The organism is Aurantiacibacter atlanticus, assembly GCF_001077815.2.
Taxonomy (GTDB): Bacteria; Pseudomonadota; Alphaproteobacteria; order Sphingomonadales; family Sphingomonadaceae; genus Alteraurantiacibacter; species Alteraurantiacibacter atlanticus.
This window is the reverse complement of sequence record NZ_CP011310.1, coordinates 783,664-807,850: the sequence shown is the minus strand read 5'-3', so window position 1 is coordinate 807,850 and position 24,187 is coordinate 783,664. Positions and strand designations below refer to the sequence as shown.

At 57.0% G+C, this 24,187-nt stretch carries 22 protein-coding genes and 2 pseudogenes; 21 read left to right on the top strand and 3 right to left on the bottom strand.

The features are described 5' to 3' along the window. Positions 1-3: 3 nt before the first annotated feature. Positions 4-1,086 (bottom strand): helix-turn-helix transcriptional regulator, encoded by a 1,083-nt coding sequence (locus CP97_RS03940; RefSeq protein ID WP_048884879.1) that lies wholly within the window; start codon positions 1,084-1,086, stop codon positions 4-6. Between the two features lie 74 nt (positions 1,087-1,160). Here CP97_RS03940 and cysD point away from each other — a divergent pair, with 74 nt between their 5' ends. The 7 genes and pseudogenes from cysD (at position 1,161) to CP97_RS03900 (ending at position 7,478) form a co-directional block, all read left to right on the top strand. After that, positions 1,161-2,093, top strand: a complete 933-nt coding sequence (gene cysD, locus CP97_RS03935) for a sulfate adenylyltransferase subunit CysD (RefSeq protein WP_048884878.1) — start codon at positions 1,161-1,163, stop codon at positions 2,091-2,093. Then, positions 2,093-4,018 carry a sulfate adenylyltransferase subunit CysN gene (gene cysN / locus CP97_RS03930; protein WP_048884877.1) on the top strand — a complete coding sequence of 642 codons (1,926 nt, stop codon included), beginning with the start codon at positions 2,093-2,095 and terminating at the stop codon, positions 4,016-4,018. Before cysD ends, cysN begins: the two co-directional genes overlap by 1 nt. Before the next feature lie 11 nt (positions 4,019-4,029). Further along, entirely contained in the window at positions 4,030-4,761 is a 732-nt protein-coding gene (locus CP97_RS03925) for a 3'(2'),5'-bisphosphate nucleotidase CysQ (RefSeq protein ID WP_048884876.1), read from the top strand. Between the two features lie 134 nt (positions 4,762-4,895). Then, positions 4,896-5,702 carry a hypothetical protein gene (locus CP97_RS03920; RefSeq protein ID WP_063612351.1) on the top strand — a complete coding sequence of 269 codons (807 nt, stop codon included), beginning with the start codon at positions 4,896-4,898 and terminating at the stop codon, positions 5,700-5,702. Between the two features lie 81 nt (positions 5,703-5,783). After that, positions 5,784-6,275: a hypothetical protein gene (locus tag CP97_RS03915; RefSeq protein ID WP_048884358.1), complete on the top strand. Its 492-nt coding sequence runs from the start codon at positions 5,784-5,786 to the stop codon at positions 6,273-6,275. 73 nt (positions 6,276-6,348) lie between these two features. Further along, positions 6,349-7,145: pseudogene (locus CP97_RS16730) on the top strand (IS5 family transposase). An 87-nt stretch (positions 7,146-7,232) separates the two neighbouring features. Then, positions 7,233-7,478 (top strand): hypothetical protein, encoded by a 246-nt coding sequence (locus CP97_RS03900; protein ID WP_149036412.1) that lies wholly within the window; start codon positions 7,233-7,235, stop codon positions 7,476-7,478. A 428-nt stretch (positions 7,479-7,906) separates the two neighbouring features. On the opposite strand, the pseudogene CP97_RS15825 reads toward CP97_RS03900, so the two are convergent. Further along, positions 7,907-8,547: pseudogene (locus CP97_RS15825) on the bottom strand (IS5 family transposase); the annotation flags it as partial. Between the two features lie 294 nt (positions 8,548-8,841). Here CP97_RS15825 and CP97_RS16460 point away from each other — a divergent pair. The 13 genes from CP97_RS16460 (at position 8,842) to CP97_RS03825 (ending at position 20,607) form a co-directional block, all read left to right on the top strand. Next, positions 8,842-9,063 (top strand): Flp family type IVb pilin, encoded by a 222-nt coding sequence (locus CP97_RS16460; RefSeq protein WP_048884871.1) that lies wholly within the window; start codon positions 8,842-8,844, stop codon positions 9,061-9,063. A gap of 97 nt (positions 9,064-9,160) precedes the next feature. Next, on the top strand, positions 9,161-10,099 hold the full coding sequence (cpaB, locus tag CP97_RS03880; RefSeq protein ID WP_048884870.1) for a Flp pilus assembly protein CpaB: 939 nt from the start codon (positions 9,161-9,163) through the stop codon (positions 10,097-10,099). Positions 10,100-10,101: 2 nt separating this feature from the next. Then, a complete protein-coding gene (locus tag CP97_RS03875) occupies positions 10,102-11,538 on the top strand; it encodes a type II and III secretion system protein family protein (protein WP_048886700.1) in 1,437 nt (478 codons plus the stop codon). Further along, entirely contained in the window at positions 11,528-11,818 is a 291-nt protein-coding gene (locus CP97_RS03870; RefSeq protein ID WP_048884869.1) for a hypothetical protein, read from the top strand. The genes CP97_RS03875 and CP97_RS03870 overlap by 11 nt, the downstream gene beginning before the upstream one ends. A 14-nt stretch (positions 11,819-11,832) precedes the next feature. Beyond that, positions 11,833-13,512, top strand: coding sequence for a TadE/TadG family type IV pilus assembly protein (locus CP97_RS03865; protein WP_048884868.1), 1,680 nt, complete (start codon positions 11,833-11,835; stop codon positions 13,510-13,512). Continuing rightward, a complete protein-coding gene (locus CP97_RS03860) occupies positions 13,512-14,039 on the top strand; it encodes a TadE/TadG family type IV pilus assembly protein (RefSeq protein WP_048884867.1) in 528 nt (175 codons plus the stop codon). The genes CP97_RS03865 and CP97_RS03860 overlap by 1 nt, the downstream gene beginning before the upstream one ends. Further along, positions 14,036-14,662, top strand: a complete 627-nt coding sequence (locus tag CP97_RS03855; RefSeq protein ID WP_048884866.1) for a TadE/TadG family type IV pilus assembly protein — start codon at positions 14,036-14,038, stop codon at positions 14,660-14,662. Before CP97_RS03860 ends, CP97_RS03855 begins: the two co-directional genes overlap by 4 nt. Beyond that, positions 14,659-15,858: a CpaE/TadZ family protein gene (locus CP97_RS03850; RefSeq protein WP_149036410.1), complete on the top strand. Its 1,200-nt coding sequence runs from the start codon at positions 14,659-14,661 to the stop codon at positions 15,856-15,858. The genes CP97_RS03855 and CP97_RS03850 overlap by 4 nt, the downstream gene beginning before the upstream one ends. Positions 15,859-16,016: 158 nt before the next feature. Next, entirely contained in the window at positions 16,017-17,282 is a 1,266-nt protein-coding gene (locus CP97_RS03845) for a CpaF family protein (RefSeq protein WP_418202085.1), read from the top strand. Between the two features lie 5 nt (positions 17,283-17,287). Then, a complete protein-coding gene (locus CP97_RS03840; RefSeq protein ID WP_048884864.1) occupies positions 17,288-18,286 on the top strand; it encodes a type II secretion system F family protein in 999 nt (332 codons plus the stop codon). A 1-nt stretch (position 18,287) separates the two neighbouring features. Further along, on the top strand, positions 18,288-19,262 hold the full coding sequence (locus CP97_RS03835; protein WP_048884863.1) for a type II secretion system F family protein: 975 nt from the start codon (positions 18,288-18,290) through the stop codon (positions 19,260-19,262). Between the two features lie 4 nt (positions 19,263-19,266). Beyond that, complete coding sequence (locus tag CP97_RS03830) at positions 19,267-20,100, top strand: tetratricopeptide repeat protein (protein ID WP_048884862.1); 834 nt, start codon at positions 19,267-19,269, stop codon at positions 20,098-20,100. A 6-nt stretch (positions 20,101-20,106) separates the two neighbouring features. After that, positions 20,107-20,607 carry an A24 family peptidase gene (locus CP97_RS03825; protein ID WP_048884861.1) on the top strand — a complete coding sequence of 167 codons (501 nt, stop codon included), beginning with the start codon at positions 20,107-20,109 and terminating at the stop codon, positions 20,605-20,607. A gap of 7 nt (positions 20,608-20,614) precedes the next feature. On the opposite strand, the gene CP97_RS16690 is transcribed toward CP97_RS03825, so the two are convergent. After that, positions 20,615-20,836: a M23 family metallopeptidase gene (locus tag CP97_RS16690; protein ID WP_335622382.1), complete on the bottom strand. Its 222-nt coding sequence runs from the start codon at positions 20,834-20,836 to the stop codon at positions 20,615-20,617. A 370-nt stretch (positions 20,837-21,206) separates the two neighbouring features. Here CP97_RS16690 and CP97_RS03820 point away from each other — a divergent pair, with 370 nt between their 5' ends. After that, positions 21,207-24,119 carry a TonB-dependent receptor gene (locus CP97_RS03820; protein WP_048884860.1) on the top strand — a complete coding sequence of 971 codons (2,913 nt, stop codon included), beginning with the start codon at positions 21,207-21,209 and terminating at the stop codon, positions 24,117-24,119. The last annotated feature ends 68 nt before the right edge of the window (positions 24,120-24,187 follow it).

Below are 24,187 nucleotides of genomic sequence, written 5' to 3'. Positions count from 1 at the left end.
TTTTCAAGCCAGTGCCAATACCCCGGTGAGCACGTGGCGCACGAGGTCCACCTGTCCGCGTGCTCCGGTCTTGCCATAGATCTTCTTGGAATAATTGCGCGCCGTCTCGATTGTCAGGCCGTGTTCTTGCGCGGCCTCAGCGATAGAGAGACCCTGCGCCATCGACCATGCCAGCCGCGCCTCGCTGGGGGTGAGATCAAACAGATCTACCAGCTGCTCGGCCCGGTCTGCGGAGGATGACCGATCGCCGCGGATATAGACCACGGCCACCGCATCGCTGCCACCCGATAGCGCCCTGATCCGCAGAGGGGCGACAAGAATGTCGATCCATGGGTCATGGCTGAGATTAATGGCGCGCGGGCGCGCTTTCGGATTGGCCGCAAATTCACGCACCAGCGCTGTCAACTGCCGGTCCACCGCCGCATCTGCCGGGGTGAGTCGGTCATAGGTGCCGCGCCGCAGCGCCCCTGATTGCTGGAGCAGACGTCCGGCCTGCGGATCGACATCGACGATGCCGCATTTGTCGTTGAGAGAAATCCACCCGAAATTGATCCGGGCAAAGGCCTGTGCGCTCATTTCAGAATGCACACGCTCGCGCTCCATTGCCCCCAATACACGCAGTGCGACCTTGAAATGGGGCGCGATCGCACTCATCAGACTGGCGATATCGGGGCCGAGCGGATTGGTCCCCGCCAATAGCAGCACTGCATCAATCCCGCGATCGATCCCCAGTCGCATGGCGCGCAGGGCCGGCACATCGCTGTCCGCAGCAAGCCCGGCTAATGGAGCTTCCTGTGCCAATTCACTACGCGAATATACGCGCCCTTCGCGCATTGCCTGACGCACGGCATTCTCGCCATCAGGCGACTGAGTGAAAAGTGCGTCCAGCCCGTGCGGCCAATCTCCGCCAGCCGAGGCCAGTCGCACCATTTCATTACCCTGCGCAGTGCGCAGCACGATAGCGGCGCAATCAGCACCGGCCACATGGCGCAGGCGCGAAAGAAATGTGTACCACATGGGCTCCTCGAACATGCCTTCATGCAAGGGCACCAACAGGTCCGTTTCGCCAAGATTGGGAACGCGCATGGCGGTTTCTTACCACCTCCCATCTGGGAGGTCCACGAATTTGAACAGTCGCTAGACCGCAAGACAATTGGATAATGGCAAGGACCCGATTCGTGACTGCACCCCTAACCCATCTCCAGCGGCTTGAGGCCGAGGCGATTCATATCATGCGTGAAGTTGCGGCAGAGGCGGAGAAGCCCGTGATGCTGTATTCGGTGGGCAAGGACTCAGCAGTAATGCTGCATCTGGCGCGCAAGGCTTTCTATCCGTCGCCGCCGCCATTTCCGCTGATGCATGTCGATACGACATGGAAGTTCAAGGCGATGTATGATCTGCGCGACAAGATGGCGGAAAAGGCTGGCATGGAACTGCTCGTCTATCAGAACCCGGAGGCGGAAGAACGCGATATCAATCCGTTTGACCATGGCCCCCTCCACACCGACATGTGGAAGACCGAAGGGCTGAAGCAGGCGCTCAACCTCCACGGTTTTGATGCAGCCTTTGGCGGCGCACGGCGTGACGAGGAAAAAAGCCGCGCGAAAGAGCGCATTTTTTCCTTCCGCACCGCCAGCCACGGCTGGGATCCCAAAAGCCAGCGACCCGAATTGTGGAACCTGTTCAATGCCAAGAAGCGCAAGGGTGAAAGCATCCGCGTGTTCCCCATCTCAAACTGGACCGAGCTCGATGTTTGGCAATATATCCAGCTTGAAGAAATTGAGATCGTCCCGCTCTATTTTGCTGCAAAACGCCCGACCTATATCTGGGAAGGCGGCCTGTTCATGGCCGATGATCCAGAGCGTCTGGAAAAGGTGCTGGGCAAGCTTCCCGAAATTACCGAACGATCTGTGCGTTTCCGCACGCTGGGATGCTTCCCGCTGACAGGTGCGGTGGAAAGCGAAGCATCGACCCTGTCCGAAGTGATTCAGGAAACTCTGCTCACCACGACATCAGAGCGGCAGGGCCGCGTGATAGACAAGGATGCGGGCGGCGCCGGCATGGAGAAGAAAAAACAGGAGGGCTATTTCTGATGGCCGACACAGTAAGCCCCGATCCGGTGTACCGCACCGAAGCGCTTATCGCAGAGGATATCGACAGCTATCTCGATACCCACCAGCACAAGACCATGCTGCGCTTCATCACTTGTGGCAGCGTGGATGATGGCAAGTCGACCCTGATCGGGCGGCTGCTGTACGATTCCAAGATGATCTTCGAAGACCAGCTGGATGCGCTGCAATCCGACAGCAAGAAGGTCGGCACACAGGGGCAGGAAATCGATTTTGCCTTATTGGTGGACGGTTTGGCTGCAGAACGCGAACAGGGCATCACGATCGACGTTGCCTATCGCTTCTTCAACACCGAAAAACGCAAGTTCATCGTAGCCGATTGTCCGGGGCACGAACAATATACGCGCAATATGGTGACCGGTGCATCAACTGCCGATCTCGCGGTGATCCTGGTTGATGCGCGCAAGGGCGTGCTGGTCCAGACGCGCCGCCATTCCTATCTGTGCCACCTCATCGGCATCAAGAATATCGTGCTGGCGGTCAACAAGATGGATCTTGTCGAATATAGTCAGGACACATTTGATTCCATTGTGGCCGATTATGCCGCCTTCGCACAGGAAATTGGCATTGAGAATTTTACCGCGCTCCCCATCAGCGGGTTCAAGGGCGACAACATCACCACCGCGCCGAGCGAAAATACCCTTTGGTATGAAGGGCCAAGCCTTATCGAACATCTCGAAAACGTAGAGGTGCTTTCCACGGTTGCAGCGCAAAAGCCGTTCCGTATGCCGGTGCAGTGGGTCAACCGCCCCAACCTCGATTTCCGCGGCTTCTCCGGTCTGATCTCCACCGGATCCATTCATCCAGGTGACGCAGTGCGTGTGCTGCCTTCGGGCAAAACCAGCGCGGTCAAATCCATCGTCACCTACAATGGCGATCTGGACGAGGCGGTTGCCGGGCAATCCGTCACCGTGACCCTCGAGGATGAGATTGATTGTTCGCGCGGCGATGTGTTGTGCACGGCAGGTGATCCGCCCGAAACCGCCGATCAGTTCGAATCGACTATCGTCTGGCTCAATGACGAGGACCTGCATGTCGGGCGCGCTTATTGGCTAAAACTGGGCACGCAAACCGTATCGGCCACCGTGCAGCCGCCCAAATACCGCGTTGATGTAAACACGATGGACAGGTTGGCGGCAAAATCGCTGACCCTGAACGATATTGGCGTGGCAGAAGTGTTTGCCGACAAGCCCCTGGTGTTCGAATCCTATGATGAGAACCGCACGCTTGGCGGATTTATCCTTATCGACAAGATCACCAATGCCACCGTTGCTGCCGGAATGCTCAATTTCAGCCTGCGCCGCAGCCAGAACGTGCATTGGCAGCCAACCGACATCACCCGTCAGCACCATGCCGACATGAAAAACCAGACACCGCGCGTCTTGTGGTTCACCGGCCTATCGGGCAGCGGCAAATCCACCATTGCAAATGAGGTTGAAAAGAAGCTGGCGCTGATGAACCGCCACACCTTCCTGCTCGATGGCGACAATGTGCGCCACGGCCTCAACAAGGATTTGGGCTTTACCGAAACCGACCGGATTGAAAATATTCGCCGTATCGGAGAAGTGGCGCGTTTGATGACCGATGCTGGGTTAATCGTGTTGACAGCCTTCATCAGCCCCTTCCGTGCTGAACGGCAAATGGTGCGGGAAATGCTCGCCGATCACGAATTCATCGAGATTTTCGTCGACACCCCATTGGAAGTTGCCGAGAAACGCGATGTAAAGGGCCTCTATAAGAAGGCGCGTGAGGGCAAGCTTAAGAACTTTACCGGTATCGACAGCCCGTATGAACCACCGCAGGAGCCGGAAATCACCGTCAATACGGTTGCGATGACGCCTGAAGAGGCAGCCGACTATATCGTAAGCCAGATCCTGCCTCTCAAATGAGTGATCACCCTATGACAGACGCCGAACTCGCAGCCCATCTGGCCAGCTGTGCCGGACGCATTCTACTTGAAGTGCGTGCCGCGGGCGTTTTCGAAGGCAAGGCGCTGGGAAAGGCGGGCGACGAAACCGCCAACCAATTCCTCGTCCATGCCTTGCGCCATCTGCGCCCTGATGACGGCCTGCTGTCGGAAGAGAGCAAAGACACCGAAGACCGATTGGACAAGAGCCGCGTATGGATCGTTGATCCAGTGGACGGCACCCGCGAATATGGGGAACACCGTGGGGACTGGGCAGTGCATGTCGCGCTCGCCATCGATGGCAGGCCCAAAATAGGCGCGGTAGCCCTGCCCGGCCTCGATATGGTTCTACGCACCGATCAGCCGCTCACTCTGCCAGAAGCGCCGGAAAAGCTGCGCATGGTCGTCAGCCGCACCCGCCCCGCCGGCGAGGCCGTTGCGGTTGCAGAGGCGCTGGACGCCGAACTCGTCCCCATGGGGAGCGCAGGCGCCAAAGCCATGGCCATTATCCGCGGTGAAGCGGATATCTATCTGCATTCCGGCGGCCAGTTTGAATGGGATAGCTGCGCCCCTGCCGCCGTTGCCGCCGCACACGGGCTGCACATCAGCCGCATTGACGGCTCCCCGCTTATCTACAACCAGCGTGACACCTATCTGCCCGATCTGCTGATTTGCCGACGGGAACACGCTGCGGCCATTTTTGAAAAGCTTCGAGCAATGGGTTGACCATAAAAAGGCGCGGTAATTTTATGCTTGGAATACCCACTTAGTATAGCTGGCATCACATCCAAATTGTCCCAAAATGGTTAGGTCCTGTTTCTAGCATTGGATTGATTGTCCCAAAGCGGCAATAGAGCGATGTGGATAACGGGAAAACACCTACTTATTTTTACGTAGTGAAAGCAGAGGATCTGCTTGCGCTAAACTATTTGCCTGCCGAACACCCACATCCCGATCGCATTGAATGGATCAATCGCGCGACAGACAGGCAATTGTCACCTTCGACGCTGGAACAGCTCTTGCGGACCTATCACCGCTGCGATCCATCGCCGAGCGTCGTGAAGCTGCGCCATACATCCGGTGTCAGAGCCATTTTCAAGACATCGCAGGATCGCAGCACATTTGCGCGCGTATTTGCGGAGGCTTGCAAGCGGGAAAAGCGCGACCGCGCATTTACCATCACAGCCATCTACACCTCGCTCAAAGATGCCGAAAAGGCCACGACTGAACTCTTGGCTGCCGGACTCGCTCAGGAGAGCATTTCGATATTGTGGCGCACTGGCCAATTTGTCGAAAAGGAGCTTGACCGTGTCGAAGGGCATAGCGTTAGCAGAGTTTTGGCAGGGGTGTCGGGGGGCGGACTTGCAGGTGCGGCGCTTGGCATTGCCATACTCGTGCTGCCAGGCGTTGGGCCGGTGACAGCGGCTGGCGCCGTATTGGCGTCCGCCTATTCATCTGTGGCGACGGCCAGCGGAATTATCGGCGCGACGGGCGCTGCCATGGCAACCATGCTTTCCGATGCCGACGTAGGAAAATATGCGGCCAACCACCTGGAGGAACAGCTTCAAAAAGGGCGCGTCTTCGTGGCGGTGGATACGCGCACGGCAGGGCTTTGTGACGGACAGCTAAAGCGATTGCTGGAACAGACTGGCGGTGCAGTCGTCTAGGTTTCGTGGACAAAGGTTGCATACCAGCCATCTGTTGGTAAGTGAGGGAATTGAACAATTAATTTCTGTGGAGACAATCGAGTGCGTGGAGCATATTTGCTGATAGCTTTTTCGGCGGCGCTGGCAGCATGCGGGCAGTCAACCGATCAAACGGCATCTTCAAATGGCGCGGAACAAGCTCAGAATCGGTCGGCACCGGCTGCGGGCGAGAGCAATGGCGATTGGTCATCACTCAGCGAATATGTCGGTCAACATCCCGTGGATAGCAAATTTTACGACGAAAGCCCGATAGCGCCGCAACTCAGGAACCTTCTGGGAGACAAGCTGAACGTGCTGATGCAGAACAGCGACACAGCCGCCCCCTTGCAACGCGATGGCGAAGTTTTCTTCACGTCGGGCAACAAGGATAATGAGGGGGGTAGCGACGCATTCTATCTGCTCGTCGATCCGTCAGCCAAGGCTGTCGAGGTCGGCCTTTGGGAAAACGGCGAGTTGACCGTTTATAAGACCCCGGGTTCCGACATTCCGAAACCGCAAGATATCCAGACGACAATATCGAACACGGAGATGTAGACGTCGCTGTCGAGCGGCAGGAACGAAGAGCAATCCTTGACGCGTAACTCATCCGCTGATTCAAGACTATCTTTTGGAGGCAGTCTTGGGCGAACGGATTGGCGTTACGGATGAAGAGTGGGAATTAATCGAGCCGCTGCTGCCGCCGGAACGCGGTCGTGGCTGTCGCCCGGCGCAGCATAACCGGCCCTACTTCGAGGGCATGATGTGGATCGCGCGGACCGGGGCTCAGTGGCGGCATCTTCCCGACGAGTATGGCAAGTGGAACAGCGTGTTCAGACGCTATCGACGATGGGTTGCGACCGGAGTGTTTGATGCCATGCTCGAGACACTGGCCGAGCTGGCGGGCCGGGACACTTCCGCCGACATGATCGACAGCACGGTTGTCCGGGCACATCATTGTGCAGTCGGCATAAAAAGGGGACTCAGCAAAGAGAGGCGCTTGGCCGATCGCGAGGCGGCTTTTCCACCAAGCTCCACGCAAGATGCGACGCCAGAGGGCTACCGCTCGGCTTCGTGCTGACACCCGGACAGGCGCACGATGTGCAGGGCTTTGCTCCGCTGTTCCGCTTGATAACCGACCGGATCGAGGCTTTCCTGGCAGACCGGGGCTACGATGCCGATGCGATCCGCGATGAGATCGAGGCGGCAGGCGTCGAAGCTGTCATCCCGGCCAAAACCAACCGGCGCAATCCCGCCCCGCACGATCGTGCGAAATACAGGTGGCGCAATCAGATCGAGCGGCTGTTCAACAAGCTCAAGAACTGGCGAAGGATCGCAACCCGATACGACAAGACCAAGGAATCCTACCTCGGCTTCGTTGCGCTTGCTTCAGTCAAACTCTGGATACCCTTTGTCCACGAAGCCTAAATAGCCGGGGGGATATGAAAACGACCGGAGTACACCGATCCTTCCCTTCCTAAGTCAATGTTTACCATTTTGCGCGATACAGGAGGCATGACACACCGTCGCCTTACCCTGCTTCGCCTTGTGCTCAAGTCAGCTGCTGTGCTGTTAGCACTTAATGAAATCCGCGGACTTATACTGGCGGCACCCGTCTTTTATGCAATGTATCAGGCGGGCGGTTCGCTGATGGCGATCTGGCTGGGTGTCAGCTCCTTACTGGGCATAGCGCTTTCCGTAATCGTTCCGCTATTTCTTGTCAGGAAACTGGAAGCAAAGCTCGATCCCAGCTCCGCATGACAGCTGCGGTTTGCTGCTATTCTATTGAAAAAACTCAGGATCTGCAGGGTATTTCTCAGAGAATTTACCCGATGCGGACTTATGCTTCTGGGCGGAAACTCTGGATTCAACCCCTGACCCGGCTCGAATTCCATCGGCATTTGCAATTCGACTGATGCGATTAACTTACCAATCGCGCGAATCGATTTGAGAATCCATGACCGCATTGCGCCTTCAGGCAGTATGGTTAAATAGCCATAAACCAATTTCTTTAAGAAATCGTCTATGCAGCCCACTGGAATCGGGAGATTTATCCTACGCCTTTAACGTTTCATTGACCAAGGAGGCGATTTGGCAGACCATTAGGCTCTGTTGACAAACTGATTTGTCCAGAGGCGGACGGCTGCGATATGTATGAAGCCGAGATAGCTTGCTGAGGTTTTGTCGTATCGGGTTGCGAGGCGGCGCGAGCATTTGAGCTTGGCGAAGCACCGCTCTATGCGGTTCCGCAAGGCGTAGGTGACGGTGTCGTGCGGGATCGGCTCTTTGCGATTGGCCTTGGCCGGGATCACTGGTGTTCCGCCACGCTCAGCGATCGTTTTGCGGATATGGTCGCTATCATAGCCCCGGTCGGCCAGGAATACGCGAGCGGTTGGCAGATCATCATCGACCAGCGCATCAAAGCCCTTGAAGTCGGAAACCTCACCGCCGGTTACTTCCGCCCGGACAGGGAGGCCGTGAGCGTTGCTAATGAGGTGGATTTTGGACGTGAAGCCACCTTTTGAACGGCCAAAACCCTGTCTTTGAGTCCCCCTTTTGCGCCCGCTGCCAAGTGGTGCGCGCGGATCACGGTGCTGTCGATCATCTGGACGCTGTCTGGCGCTGCGCCGCTATCGTTGAGGGCATCGAGCACCAGTTCCCAAAGTCCGGCTAGGGTCCAGCGCCGGAACTGGCGATACACGCTCGACCACTTGCCGAACTCTTCAGGCAGATCACGCCAGGCAGCACCAGTGCGAGCAATCCAGAAAATGCCATCGAGAACAAGGCGGTGGTTGGAGGCCGGGCGACCGCCTTGCCCCCGGATCGCCATCAAAAAGGGTTCAAAGAATGCCCACTCGGTATCCTCCATCAGCAACCGCGCCAAGATAACCTCCGCAAAAGCTATCTTGAATCACAACTCAGCCCGTTTGTGAATCCTGTTTGTCAACAGGGCCTAGTGTTGTCGGAGGGGCAAACTTCCAACGCCAGGACTGACGGATCTACCGTAAATGGAAATGATACGAACAGGGGGCTGGCGGATGGAAATCTACCTCAGACTAGATCGGTGCCCGGAAATAGATGCCGGACCATTTCTGTGTGAATCCTGATTACTGGGGGAAATATCATGAAAACTTTTATCAAGAACTTTATTGCTGACGAAACTGGCGCTTCGGCTGCCGAATACGCCCTGATCATCGCCGTTGTTGGCGTTGGCATTGGCGCTGCCGCTCTTTATCTGGGCGCTAACGTGGAAGCTGCCATCGAAGGTGCGGGCAAAGACGTGCATGAATGCAATGACGGCACATATACCGGTACCGGTGGTGCGTCGAACGACATTGTGTGCTGATCAACTGTCCCAAAAAAAGGCCTCTGCGAGAAATAGCTCGCAGAGGCCTTTTTTTCGTCTATAGTTATCGGACAATAAACTTTCTGGGGGGAAAGTCATGGGGCCGCGTAATCTCGCGATTTTAGCAATAGCTGTTGTTCTGGGCATTATTGCCGTAGTCTTGGCCAATGCCTGGTTTTCCGGCGTTGAGAATCAACAAGAACGTGTCGCTCAGGAACAGCAACTTTCCCGCATAGTTGTTGCGACCCAGCCGCTCCAATTCGGCTCCCCTCTCACCACTGAAAATCTGCGCATGCAGAATTTCCCCGCCGGCTCCGTTCCGGCGGGGTCATTCAACAGCATGGAAGATGCGATGATGGGCGGCCGCGTGGCGCTGCGCCCCATTGTTCCGGGCGAACCCATCCTTGCCGACAAGGTCAGCGGCGCAGGTGGACGCGCGGTGCTTTCCGCAATCCTTCCCGAGGGCATGCGCGCCATTTCCATTCCGGTGACTGCCGTCAGCGGTGTTTCGGGCTTTGTCAGGCCCAATGACACCGTGGACATATTCCTTACCCGCCAGATTCCGGGCCTCGGAGCTGGCGCGGATGATCTGATGACCGATGTCATCATGGAAGGGGTGCAGGTCCTTGCGGTTGATCAGGTCGCTAGCGAAGATGCGACCGATCCTGCTGTCGGCAGCACGGCTGTGCTTCAGGTCGATCAATTCGGCGCGCAGAAGCTGGTTCTCGCCAACCGGCTAGGGCAGCTCACCATGGCGCTGCGGAATGTCGAAAATCAGGAACCGGGGCCGATGCTCACCGTGACATCGCGTGATCTTGGCGATCCCAGCATTTATCTTGCCGGCCAGCGCACCGCGCCGTCCGCAAATAGTGCGCCGGCTTCCCCGCAATTCATCTTTGCGCCGCCGGGCTATGCCGATGGTCCGCAGCAAGCATCAGGACCGCCCGCGCCGCCCCTTCATACCGGCCCGACCATGTCGGTCATTCGCGGTACGGAATCGACCGAATATCCGGTCGGCAGGTTCAGGGGACGTTGATCATGAGCAAGTTGAAATCTTCTTCCACGCCACTCCGCGCACTGGCTATGGTGATCGCTGCTGCGGTCGCTCCGGTCGCCGCAATGCCAGCTGCTGCACAGATGCAGAATGATCACGGCCTGCACGCTGGTGAATTGATCGTTCCCATCAACAAAAGTCAGGTGGTGACCACCGGCGATCGTATAGAACGCGCGATGATCGGCAATGCCGAAATTGCAGATGTATTGCCGATTTCGGATCGCTCGATCTATGTCCTGGGAAAGTCCATGGGGACCACCAGCCTCACGCTGTATGATCACAACAATCGCGTGATTGCGGTGATGGATGTGTCGGTCGGTCCCGATGTCGATGGCATGCGTCGCCAGCTTGGCGCTTTGCTGCCAGAACACCCCATCGACGTTACTCTTTCGAACGGCTCTATCGTGCTATCGGGCACGGTGAATAATCCGGGCGCGGCTGACCAGGCGGCGAGGTTAGCTACTGCCTATGCCGGTGAAAGCGTTATCAACCTTCTCGGCATCGGCGCCAGCCAGCAAATCATGCTGGAAGTGCGTTTTGCCGAAGTCAGCCGCACCATTGGCGAAGAACTTGGCATAAGCGGCTTTGGTTTCGATAGTGATGGCGATTTCCGCGCGGCGGTTGGCGAAGGCGCAAGTCTGGTGCCGGGTATCGATGGCTCGGCGACCCCTGTTATCGGCGCAATCACCGATTCCTTCGGCGTCTTCGGTGCATTGTTCGAATTGGGCGATGTCAGCATCGAAGCCTATCTCGACACATTGGAACGCAATGGCCTGTCGCGCACACTGGCGGAACCGACGCTGGTCGCGCTGTCGGGCGAAAGCGCCTCTTTTCTCGCGGGTGGGGAATTCCCCGTGCCAGTATCGCAAGGTAACAGCGGCGGCGACGGCGGAAATGCCATAACCGTCCTGTTCAAGCCATTCGGCGTCAGCCTTGCCTTCACCCCGACCGTGCTTGGCGGCAATGTCATCAATCTGGTGGTGGAGCCGGAAGTCAGCTCCATCGACCCAAGTGCATCGGTCACCGTCAATGGTCTGACCGTTCCCGGATTGCAGACACGGCGCGCACGGACCACAGTGGAGTTGCGGGATGGAGAAAGCTTCGCGATCGCCGGCCTGCTGCGTGATGAAACGCAGACCTCGGTACGGCAATTGCCACTACTCGGCTCTATTCCGATTCTTGGTTCCCTGTTCCGGTCGAGCAGCTACCAGCGTGGTGAAACCGAATTGCTGATTGTGGTCACGCCAAGACTGGTCCAGCCGATCAGGCCGGATCAGGTTCGCCTGCCGACTGACCGCGTGCCATCGCCGCCCGCAGCCGATGTGCTCCTGAACGGCGACGTCTATCAGCCGCAGGAACTCGCGCCTTCCACCCCGAGCGTGGAAGCCAATCAGGTGGAGGGATCGGATTATGAATATTAAAGCCGCCATTACCGCAGCAGCGCTCGCCAGCACGCTGGCCGCATGCGCCGGCACCCACGGGGTGAAATCGGGCATGTATGATCCAGAGGCGTTCGGCGAAGCTAATCGCCAGACTTTTGCCGCGATGGTCGTCAATCCAGATCCTGTTTACGCAGCGCCGATGGTGACCAGCGCAGCGCAGGTTGCAGCGGCGGTCCAGCGCTATCGTGATCGTCAGGTCGTGCAGCCTCAGCGCGAAGACACGACGTCTATTGGCAGCGGCGGCGGCGGAGGGATTTAAGAGGAGTCAGCACCATGTCTCGCAGATCAACCTATCTTCAAGATCAGAGCGGTGCGGTTGCAGCGACCTATGCGATCGCGATAACGGGTTTGATCATCGTGGCGGGTGCGGCGTTCGATTACAATCGCATCATGTCGCTTGATTCCGAAATGCAGACTGCGGCAGATCAGGCAGCGCTTGCCGGTGTGACACAACTCGACAAAACCGACGGCGCATGCGCCCGCGCCGGGAATGCGGCGGTAGAACTGCTCCGCAATATCACACTGTTATCCAATGATTCTATGGGCAATGCTGTCACGGTCAACGGCGGCACAACTATCAGCATTGCGGATGACTCCTGCGGATCCTTCAACGGTATTACATTCTATGAGGATTCAGCCAAGACGAGTGTCGCGGCCACGGACGAGAGTGCACGCTTCGTTGAAGTCATCGTGGACCAAAGGTCTGCCCGCTACAGTTTCACTGCGATTGGCGGCTTGATAGAAAGCCCTGCGCGCGGCCAGGCGCTTGCCGGTCTTGGAACCGCAATTTGCCGTGTTCCTCCGCTGATGATCTGCAATCCGACCGAACCTTCGAACAACACCGATCCCTATCTGGAATTCGATGTCGACAACAATATTGGTGCAGGCGTCAAGCTGGTCGGCAATGAATCCTATGAGCCAGGTGCCTTCGGTTTTCTCGAAACCAGCTTCGGAACCGGAGCGAATGGCCTTAAGGCCGCGCTCGGCTGGGACGTGCGCGGTGGCGATTGCACGGCTGTTGACGGAGTAGAGGTCAAGAACGGTCTCAACGCTAGCGTGATGGACGCAATCAACACAAGGTTCGATCTGCCCGGAAATGGCAATAATTGCCCATCTATCAACGGTATCAGCGGCACCTGCTCCCCGTCAGTCAATGTGCGCAAGGATTTTGTCAGGCAGCAGAACAACAGCAATTGGAGCGTCTATCAGGCCGGGTCGGCTGCAAATGCGCATCTCAACGCCTATCGACCGACATCGACGGCGACATATGCCACTCTTTTCGGAGCTACGGCCGCGCCCGCCATCATGGGGCACCCGCGCGACCTTTGTCATGCGTGGAACAATGACGGCGATTGCGCAGCCCACAATGGCGGTCAAAGCGCACGGATGGGAACGGGAGACTGGGACATCAACGCCTATTGGCTGTCCAATTTCGGGGCGAATTATGCAGGTCAGGTTTCGGCCCTGACTTACGGAGCGCAGCCAAAAGGTTATCCGACCCGCTATCAGGTTTATCGGTGGGAAGCCGATCAAATGGTTGCAGGCACACTTCCCGGCATAGCCAAAAATGTGAGCGGTAACACTTATGCCTATGCCCAGCCGCAACCAGGCCGTTCGCTGGCGCTGCCCAATTCTCCTTATGGACTGGTCCCTGGGTCGCAGTCAGACCGGCGCAGGCTGAGCGTAGCGGTTTTGAACTGCACCGCACTGACCACAGGCACGGGCCATAACAACCTTAATAACAGAGAACTTGCAGTCGGCAGCTGGATCGATGTCTTCATGGTCGAGCCGGCTATTGCCAGGAAGAGATGCCAGAGCGGTAACGGCTGCAATGTTACCTACACCGAAGCCTTCGACGTTTATGCCGAAGTCATCGGACGCACCGATATTGGCGGCGACAATGGCTCTTCCGCGCAAACCATCCGCCGTGATCTGCCAAGGTTGATCGAGTGATGATCGGGATCATCCATCGCGCGATCCGCGACACGCGCGCTGCCGCAGCGGTGGAAATGGCACTGATCCTGCCCATGGCCTTTGCCTTGCTGTTCACCACCATGGAAGCAGGCTATTATTTCCAGACTGAGCACAAGGCGATCAAATATGTCCGCGAAGGCGCACGCTATGCCTCGCGTAACAGATTTGCATATTTCGACTGTTCCGGAACAGGGGCGTTAAGAGACCCTGCCACAGGTCCGACCGCCGCAGCCATGCAAACGCAGATTAGGAATGTTACGCTTTCGGGAACGGTTGATGGCACCAACTCTCGTATCGCAGATTGGGAAGCCGGCGATATCACAATCACGGTTAGTTGTGACAGCGGATATGGCACCGGCCTGTATCGTACATTGGAAGATGGCGCCGCGCCCATTGTGACGGTGTCCACCCGCTTCGATTATACGCCTATTCTCGGCATGCTTGGTTTTGATGTCGGCAATATCGATGTCGTGGCACAGGCGCAGGCAGCGGTGGCCGGTCTATGAACGGATTTAAAACCCTGCTGCGTGATAATCGCGCCGCATCGGCAGCGGAATTCGCGCTCGTCCTGCCGCTCCTCCTGCTGCTGCTGCTCGGGACAATCGATGTCGGCCGCTATATGTGGAATGTCGGCCAGGTCGAAAAGGCCACGCAAATGGGCACTCGTCTTGCCGTGGTCACGGACATGATTCCAAGCGGCCTTTATGATTACTCTTTCGCTGTCAGCGGCAATATTCCGCAGGGCGATGTCGTCCCGCAATCCAGCTTTCCGGGAGTCACCTGCACCTCCACCGGCGGCACGGTTTCCTGCGCATGCGCGCAAGGCGGCTCCTGCGCATTTCCAACCACGGTATCGGCAAATGGCCAGCAGGCTTTTGACGATATCGTTGTCCGCATGAACAGCCAATATGGCGGAATCGGAGCGGACAGTGTGAGGGTCGATTATAGCTGGTCGGGCCTAGGATATGCGGGTGACCCCAACGGATCGGACGTCGATCCGATCGTCACTATCACCGTGCAATCACTCCCCTTCAAACCGCTCAGTCTTGGCACATTGCGTGATCTGGGGCTTCCAGGAACCAGCCATTCGCTCACAATGGAAGATGGTCTGGGCAGAGGTGGGAATTGAGCGAAACCGACATGAAGGATATCTTGAAACTCTCACCCGATAGCGCGGTCGGTCAGGCGCCGCAGACAATCGTTATTGCCAACGATAGCTGGATTTCCAGAATCGGCAGCGGCAACGCCTTGCCAGCTGAAAATGTGCAATTCGTTCCCGTTCCGGCAAATGCTTCCCTGGAACCGGCCAGCCTGCACGAAGCGGAACTGCTTGTGCTTGAAGTCGACGCATCGGAATTTGCGACACTTTCGCGGCTGGAATTTGTCCGCCGCACCTATCCCGATCTTCCCATTATCGCGGCTGTAAATGATCCCGATATTCGCGTTATGCGCACGCTTTTGCGGCACGGCATTACAAATGTCGTGGCCCTGCCATTTGATAACGAAGAGCTCGCATCCGAGATATACAATGTCGGCGCAAAGATGGCCGAGGCCAAGCCCGTGGCGCTTGCCCCTACGGCCTGCGTAATCGGCTCAATGGGCCGCTCGGGCGCCACTTCCATTCTCGTTCATCTGGCCGATGCGCTGGTGCGTCGCAGCAAAAAGGCCCTGCGCTGCTGCATCCTCGATCTCGACATTCAGGCGGGGCAGAGCGGGCCATATACAGGAATAGAATCCACGCGCTGTGTCCTGGATCTGCTGGAAGCGCAGGACAGGCTTGATCAGGATATGATCCGCAATGTTGCGGTTAAAGCGCGCGATGGAATCTTCATCATTGCTGCTCCGAGCGAGATCTTGCCAATCGAGCAAGTCGATATTGATCAGGTGCATCGCATCATTCAGCTTGCGCGAGCAGAATTCGACATCCTGCTGATTGACCTGCCATCGTCCTGGACAAATTGGTCCCTGTCAGTTGCTGACCGTTCTGATCGGCTGTTGCTGGTCACGGAACAATCGCTGACCCCTCTGCGCCAGACACGCCGTCACCTCGAAATGTTCCGCGAGGTCGGCATCAGCAGTGACCATGTGGACATCATCGTCAATCGCGCTTCGCTCAGCCGTTTCGCCAGAATTACTCTAAACGATGTGGCCGAAACGCTGAATCAGGATGTGCTGGCCGCAATTCGGGAAGACAAGACCGAACTTGTCCAGGCGCAGGATGAAGGTAAGCTTGTTACCGAGGTGAACCGCAAAGGCGTGTTCGCCAAGGATGTGGCGCAGCTTGCCAACAAATTCTCCGTGCTTCTTGGCGGAGAAACCGCATGAAATGGTCACTATCCAGACCTGGCCAAGCCGATATGCAGCCAAGGCAAGCAGACATCGCCGCCGAAACATCGGGCCAAGTCCCGGCGCAGGTTGGCGATCTGGCAGAAAAGCAGCGTGAAACCGTCAAGATCCTTGGCACCGGGCAAGGCGACAACCGCATGCTCGAACTCAAGGTATCGATCCACAGGGCCTTGCTCGACCGAATTAATCTGAGCGCTCTGGACAAGATGCTGCCCGAGGAACTCAAGAGCGGCATCGGTGAAATCGTTTCAGAATTGCTGGTTGAGGAAGACGAGGTCCTGAACCGGAGCGAGCGCGAGCATCTGATCTCGGACATTTTTGACGAATTGTTCGGTCTTGGCCCGCTCGAGCCGCTTTTGCAGGATGAAGACGTGACCGATATTCTGGTCAACGGTCCCAAGCATGTCTTTGTCGAACGCTTTGGCCTGCTCGACCGGGTACGAACCGAGTTCAAGGATGAGCGTCACTTGATGCGCATCATCCAGAAAATCGTCAGCGCAGTGGGCAGGCGGATCGACGAAAGCTCACCCTTCGTCGATGCCCGATTGGCGGATGGTTCACGCGTCAATGCGATTGTCGCGCCGCTGGCAGTAGATGGATCGCTTCTCTCAATCCGTAAATTTGCCAAGAAGCGCATCGGTATTGAACGGCTTGTAGAACTGGATTCAATGCCCGAAGCGATGGCAGAGGTCATGCGGGCAGTCGTCCAGTCACGTCGCAACGTGCTGATTTCAGGCGGTACGGGGTCGGGCAAGACGACAATGCTCAATGCCATGTCGTCCTTCATCGACGAACGTGAGCGCATCGTGACGATTGAGGACAGCGCTGAGCTGCAACTGCAACAGGATCACGTCGCCCGGCTTGAAACGCGCCCTCCCAATATTGAGGGACGCGGCGAAGTCACGCAGCGCGATCTCGTCAAGAACGCGCTGCGCATGCGCCCCGATCGCATCATTGTTGGCGAGGTACGCGCTGGCGAGGCATTCGACATGTTGCAGGCGATGAACACGGGCCATGATGGTTCCATGACCACTGTGCACGCCAATACCGCGCGCGATGCCCTTTCGCGTCTTGAACAGATGATCGGGATGAGCGGGATCGACATCACGCCGAAGGCCAGCCGCTCGCAAATCGCTTCGGCCATCAATGTTGTTCTGCAAGTAGGTCGACTTTCAGACGGGCGACGCAAGGTTCTCAGCCTTTCTGAAATCACCGGCATGGAAGGCGATGTCATCACGATGCAGGAGATCTTCCGCTTCAAGATCACAGACCGCACCGATGATGGCCAGGTCGTCGGCCATTTTGAAGCAACCGGTATTCGGCCCAAGTTCCTTGAACACGCGCAACAATCGGGCATCAGTCTGCCGTCCGAACTGTTCCGCCCTGATCTGAAACTGGATTAACTGCCATGGACACGGTTATCCGTATCGGTGTGCTTCTGGCGATTTTCGCCTCCGTCTTCATTGTCAGCCAATTGGTCCTGAACTTCAGCTGGTCACGCACGGCCCACACCCGCGCGGTCAACAAGCGCCTGTCATTCGTCAAGCGCGGACTGGAGCGCGAACAGATTGTTGCCATGTTGCGCAAGAACCAGCCGAAGGAAATGCGCGGCGTTCCAGCCATTTTCCGCGTGCCGGCATTGGCCCTGCAACGCACGATTGCTGCTGCTGGCGTGCCCTTCTCTATCGTCCAGATCCAGTTTGCGATGAGCATAGCTACGCTAACTGTGCTTGCCATCATCCTGCTGACAATCGCGACTTCGGATATTCCGGCCACTCCCGGTGTCCTTCTTCTTTCAGCCGTGCTGTCACTCTGCATCGGTTTCATGCTGCCATTCATGCTCCTGTCGATGATTGCCACGCGGCGGCGGCGGCGTGTCGAACAGCAATTCCCGATTGCGCTCGACGTTTTTGTTCGGGCCTTGCGCGCAGGTCATCCGATTGCTTCGGCACTCAACATTCTCACCGTGGAGATGGAAGATCCAATCGGCAGCGAATTCGGCCTTGTTTCGGATGAGATTTCCTATGGGGCAGAGCTTACCGAGGCATTGAGTGAAATGGCAGAGCGCTGGGATCTCGATGACATCCGCATGTTCGTCGTTTCCCTCACGGTGCAAAATGAAACGGGCGGCAACCTTGCCGAAATTCTGCAGAACCTTTCGGTCGTGATCCGTGCACGGGCATCGCTTTATCTCAAGGTGCGCGCGCTCAGCTCAGAAGGGCGGATGACAGGCTATCTGCTGACCGCCCTGCCTATTTTCGCCTTCGTGGGAATGTTTCTCGTCAATCCAGAATTCTATCTCAGCGTGGCGCAGGAATCGGCATTCATCACCGGCTTCATCCTGTTGATGGTGATGTATCTTCTGGGGTTTCTCATGATCCGCAAGCTGGTTGATCTAAAGGTCTGATATGCTTGAGAACATCCTCGCCAGCAATGTCCTTCAAGCTGCCATTCTGCTGGCGCTTTTCGTCCTTGTGGTCGTGAGTGTTTTCATAACGCTCCTGCTTGTCGATCGCCGATCTTCGGTGCGCAATGAATTGCGGACGATGCAGGACAGTATGGCGGACAAAACGCCCGGACTGTCGGCATATAGGGACGAAAAGCAATCCGCATGGGCTTCAATTGCGGATGCGGTGGAACGCACTGGGCTACATCTTGGCGATTCCAGGGATGGCCGTCTGCGGCAAAAACTGATTTCAGCCGGTTTCTCGTCCCCAGCAGCGCCGCGGATCTACACATTGGCGCGACTTGCGCTGATATTCATCCTGCCCGCAATCTATCTTCTCATCGCATTGACCCGGCCCGAGCCTCCATCGTTCTTCGCAATATATCTTATCGGTTCCTTTCTCGGCCTTCTGGGCCTGATGCTTCCATCGCTCTTCATCACTGCCAAGGCCGACCGCCGGCGCGAGGCTGTGGTCAATGGTTTTCCCGATGCACTCGATCTGATGCTGGTGTGCATGGAAGCGGGCCTAGCTATCGAGGCCGCCCTTGACCGTGTGACGCGCGAGATTGCCCGATCGCACCGCCTGGTCGCCACCCTGCTCGGCACCGCAGTCCTGCAATTGCGCGCTGGCGCCACACGTGAAGAGGCTTTCAGACGCATGGCAGATGCTGCCGGCGTAGATGAAATTCGCAGCTTCACGACCTTGCTTATCCAGTCAGACAAGCTCGGCACATCGGTATCGGCAACCTTGCGCGTCTATGCCGAAGAGATGCGCGAAAAGCGCCGCATGCGCGCGGAAGAAAAAGCCTACCGACTGCCCGTGCTGATTTCCATCCCGCTGGTTGTGTTCATGTTGCCCACGATGATCGGCGTGATCATGCTGCCCGCCGGTGTGCGTATGGTCAGAGACATTTTCCCGATGATGACAGGAGGGTAATCCTATGGGGCTGTTTAAAGGCGTGGCCGTCTGCGCCGCTTTTTTGGTGACCGCCGGCTGTCAGGGCTTCCCTTTCGACATGGGAATTATGGACCGCGCCGATTCGGTGCGGCCTGACATGACAAGTTATTTTGCCCAGCGCATCCAGGATGGCCGCCGCCACCTCCATGCACAACGTCCGGGTGCTGCCATCACCGCCTTTCGGCAGGCGTCCTATCATCCGGATTTCGCGGGCGATGCTTATAACGGCATGGCAATCGCATATGATCGTCTGGGTCGCTATGATCTGGCGGAGCGCTTCTTCATGCAGGCGGTCGAGGTGTCCCCGGCGGACGAGCGGTACGCCAGAAATGCTGCTCGCTTCGAAAACACCATGTTGGCTCGCCGTGAAGTGAACGAAGCTGTGCGGCTTGCGCAAGGCGAAACTGAGGATACACAGACATCAAAGGTAAACTCGCAGTTGGAAGACATTGCCAGTGCGCTGGACGCCGATATTGGACCGACACCCCAAGATCGCATGACCCGTTCATCAATACGCGAGGTCCACATCGCAAGCAGGGAAGACTGGACCAAACGCGCAATGGCCGATCAGGCTCCGCGCCCGGCAGTGATGCATATTGAAGGCCGACAGGCGGCAGACACCAGACTTGCAGCCACCGCTCCACAATATCCGGTGACCATGAAGCTTGCTTCCATTCCATTCGCGCAAGCAGATGCCTCGTCGCAATCCCGCTTTGCCAACGCCAATGGAAACGCCAACATCAGAGTCACCGGCCAATTGATATTGCGCGAGCAGAGAACATATCCGATCAGTGTGTCGCTGGCGCCTGCGAGCTAGGGTTGAATGACAAACTTCGCATTTGGAGTGCTCGCCGCCCTGGCGCTGGTCGGCGCATTGCTCGACATATTGCGGCGCACGATACCAAATTGGCTCAACCTGCTGATCCTAATTGGCGGCGCAATTGTTCTGGCAGCGGATCCGGGCTGGAGCCGTATTTGGGCTCACCTCGCCCATTTCATCATTGCCTTGCTCGTCGGCATGATCCTTTACCGGTTCCGCGTCTGGGGCGGGGGCGATGCGAAGTTCTATGCCGCCATCGCCTTGTGGTTCCCCGTGGGGCAATGCGCAATACTTGCCTCGGCGATCGCGCTGGCAGGCGCTCTGCTCGTTGCAATATTTGGCGCGATGGCGCTTGTCAGTGCTCGGCCTAATTGGTCGAGGAGCCTGCCCTATGGCGTGGCTATTGCTGCAGCGGCGCTACTCATCGGCTATCTCAACTGGCAGGGCGTGGACTGGCGCGAGATTATGCAGTTTGCAGCGGCAGGTGTGGGCGAAGCATTCTGAGAAGCAATCAAGACAGTGGATTGATCGAGCGGCCGTCCATTAGCACTTCATAATGCACATGTGGGCCGGTGGACTGTCCAGTGGAACCGGACCTGCCGATAAGCTCTCCTTCCCCACGACCTGCCCTTCCCTGACGCAGGCCGCCCTGCCGGAACAACTTTCCCTGTAGTTTCGGAGAAATGAATGTCGTCTGGGTCGGTCGCGTCGGTGGCCCGCGGCGCAGTGGCATGCATGGTGACAGGAAGCGAAAGCATAAGTGCCGGCACCAAAGGCTGTAGCAGAATTGGCATTCATTCGAGGATGATTCCAGATGTTCTGAAGATGGGCAGCGCGTTTCAAAAAATTCGGGTGCGACAGGCCCCAGACCAAGGCCGAGTGAAGAACGCCCAAGCTCTACGAAGGCATATTGGTATGACAGAATTTTTTCAAATGGTATGACTAGTCGGTTGACATTTTTATATGCCGACCTAGAAACTGCAGAGAATAATAACGCCAAAGCGAAGATATACTGGGAGAGTAGGATGCATAATAGGAGCGGCGCGATTCGCCTTGCGAATCGCCAATCACGACGTATCGCCGGCTTGCTTGTCGGAACCTCTATGGCTCTGGCAGCCATGCCTGCCTTTGCGCAGGACGCCGCTCCGCCACCTGCAGACGCAGCCGATCAGGGTGATGCGATTATCGTCACCGGCATTCGCAGCTCGCTGCAAAGCGCACTTAATGAACAGCGCACTGCAGATAGCCTGATTGAAGTCATTCAGGCAGAAGACATCGGAAAGCTGCCCGATCAAAACCTCGCCGAGGTGCTCGAAAACGTCACCGGCGTACAAATCACCAGAGAAGCCGGCGTCGGCACCGGCGTGCAGATCCGCGGCACCAATGACAACCGCACCGAGATCAACGGTGTCGGCACCGTGGGTTCGGGCTCTGGCCGTGGTGGCATCAGCTTTGAAGACGTTAACGCGGCAATCATTGCATCTGTCGAAGTCATCAAGGCTCCTACAGCGAGTACGACCGAAGGGTCCGTTGGCGGCACCGTGAATTTACGCACAATCCGTCCGCTCGATATTCGCGATCGTGTCGCTACCGTGCGCGTTCAGGCCGAATATGCGGAGCTTTCCGACAGCTATTCCCCGCGCGTGGCGGCCAGCTTCGGTGACAATTGGAGCACCGGAATCGGCGATATCGGCATCGTGCTGGCCGCCAGCTATGCGGAGCAGGAGGCAACATCGTTCCGACCGCGTGTTGACCGCGACAACCTCGTTCCCGCAAATGGTGCAGTTACAGCTGGCGGCGCACCGGGACCGGATTTCCCCTTCCTCGGCATTCAGTTCCTCAATCAGGAACTGGAGAACTTCGAATATGAAACGATCAACTTTGCCGGTACGCTGGAGTGGGCACCCTCAGGAAATCTGAAGTTATTCTTCGACACGATCATCAATGATCAGGAGCGCAGGCAGGATAGCTCGCGCATCCAGGCATCGGGCGTAAGCACTGTCAGCCGCTTCAACGTGCCGAATGCATTTGAAACGGTCGATTTCGGTTCTCTCGACGGTGTGGATCTGGGCAGCATCGAGGCTTCGCAGGTCGGCACCATTCAGCCTAACCTGGCCGCAGACGCAGACGATCCCAATCTGCGCTTTTCGAGTGATACGGGCGCCCGGCTTACCGATAGCAAGCTCTTCCGTCTCGGCACAGAATGGGAACGCGGAAACCTGACCGTTCGCCTGGAAGCGTCAACCACGAGCTCAGACACGGTCAGCCCGAATTTGAGCACCACACTCAACTTCATAAACCCGAACACGCCGGTCACAAACGCCAACGATAATGCCGTTCCGTTCATTTACGATCTTTCCGGCGGATCTCTGGCTTTCGGTGTTGATTTCGATTCCCCGCTCGCGCCCTCTGTTGCCGATCTTACCAACCCGGCCAATGTAGTGCTGGATGCGGTTACCGTGGGCCGGGATACGACGGACAATTCCGAAGATGCCGCCCGCATCGACATTTCCTACGATACCTATGACCAATTGCCCTTCATCACTTCAATCGACATTGGCTATCGCTACAACAAGCGATCCAGCACGTTCAACGAAGTGGGGTCGAGCATTGGCCTGAGCCAGATGGCAGACAGCCCGCGCGGCACCTTGTTCTCGGAACTGCTGGTCCCCGGGCCGACCAATTTTGGCGATGCTGACGGTCGGACCCTGTTTTTCAGGGACTTCCTGCTGATTGATCCCAATCGCGCATTCAATGATCCTGATGGCACCTTGGACATTCTGCAGAATGCACTCCAGCAATCTCCGGGCATGCGTTCGCTTTCCGATCCAACGAGCAGCGATGATGCCTTCTTCAACATTGATGAAGAAACGCATGCTATTTACGGGCAGCTGAATTTCGAGGCTGGTCCCATTCGTGGCAATATCGGCCTGCGCTATGTGGACACTTCGATCGATTCACTCGGCAACACGACGGCCGGTGGCGTCGTTTCGCAGGTCGTGACAACCGGCGGATACAATGAGTTCCTGCCGCGCATCAATGTGATCGCGGAGATCACGCCGGAAATCATCTTGCGAGCGGCCTATACTGAAGACATCAACCGTCCCGATTTCAACGACTTGTCGACCTCCTTCACCTACCCGACCGGTCCGAATGATCCGGTGGAATTCGGCAATCCAGGCCTCGCCCCGGAAACTGTGCAATCCTATGACGCATCAGTGTCGTGGTATTTTGCTCCGGCCGCGGTATTCAGCGTTGGTGCGTTCCACAAGAAGCGCACGAACCTGTTCGTCACCCAGGTGGACGACGTCGCGCTTGATGGCATGGGTTTCCGGGACATCACCAATCCTTGCGAAGGCGGCGGTATCTTCAATCCTATCGCTGACCGCAACGTTCTTTCCAACGTCCCCGGAACTGGCATCTGCGTTCCCTTGCAGACGACGATCAACGATACCGGAAGCACTACGCAAACCGGCATCGAGGTCGCGTTTCAATATGACCTTTCATCATTCGAGGACGCGCTGGGCTTTGCATCGGGTTTTGGTGTGATCGCCAATTATACCTATCAGGAGTTTGGCGGCGGCGAAGCGACCAATAGCGCATCTTCCCGCGGTCAGCAGATCTTCGAAGCGATCAACCCTGGTGTTGGAACCGTCACAGCGGTGCAGGGGCTGCTCGACTTCTCGCCCCACGCCTACAACGTCACGCTGTTCTATGAGAAATACGGTCTGTCTGCCCGCGCTCGCTATACATGGCGCGATGCCTTCAGGACGCTGGATACTGCTGGCGGCGCGACCCTCAATTCAACCTTGGGTTTCCCCACCGTCACAGAGGCGCGTGGCCAGCTCAATGCCAGCATCAATTACGATGTGACGGATTTCCTGAACATCGGCATCGAAGGCGTGAACCTGACAAAGTCTGAGATTACGCAGTCCTGCGTCAATGAAGGTGGATTGCTGTGCTTCCAGGGCCTGCCTGATCGCCGCATTACCTTCGGGGCTTCGGTGAGCTTTTGAACCTCTAAATTCTCAGTTGGGTAAGGGAGAGGCGCCTCACGCAAGTGGGGCGCTTTTTCTTTACGCCG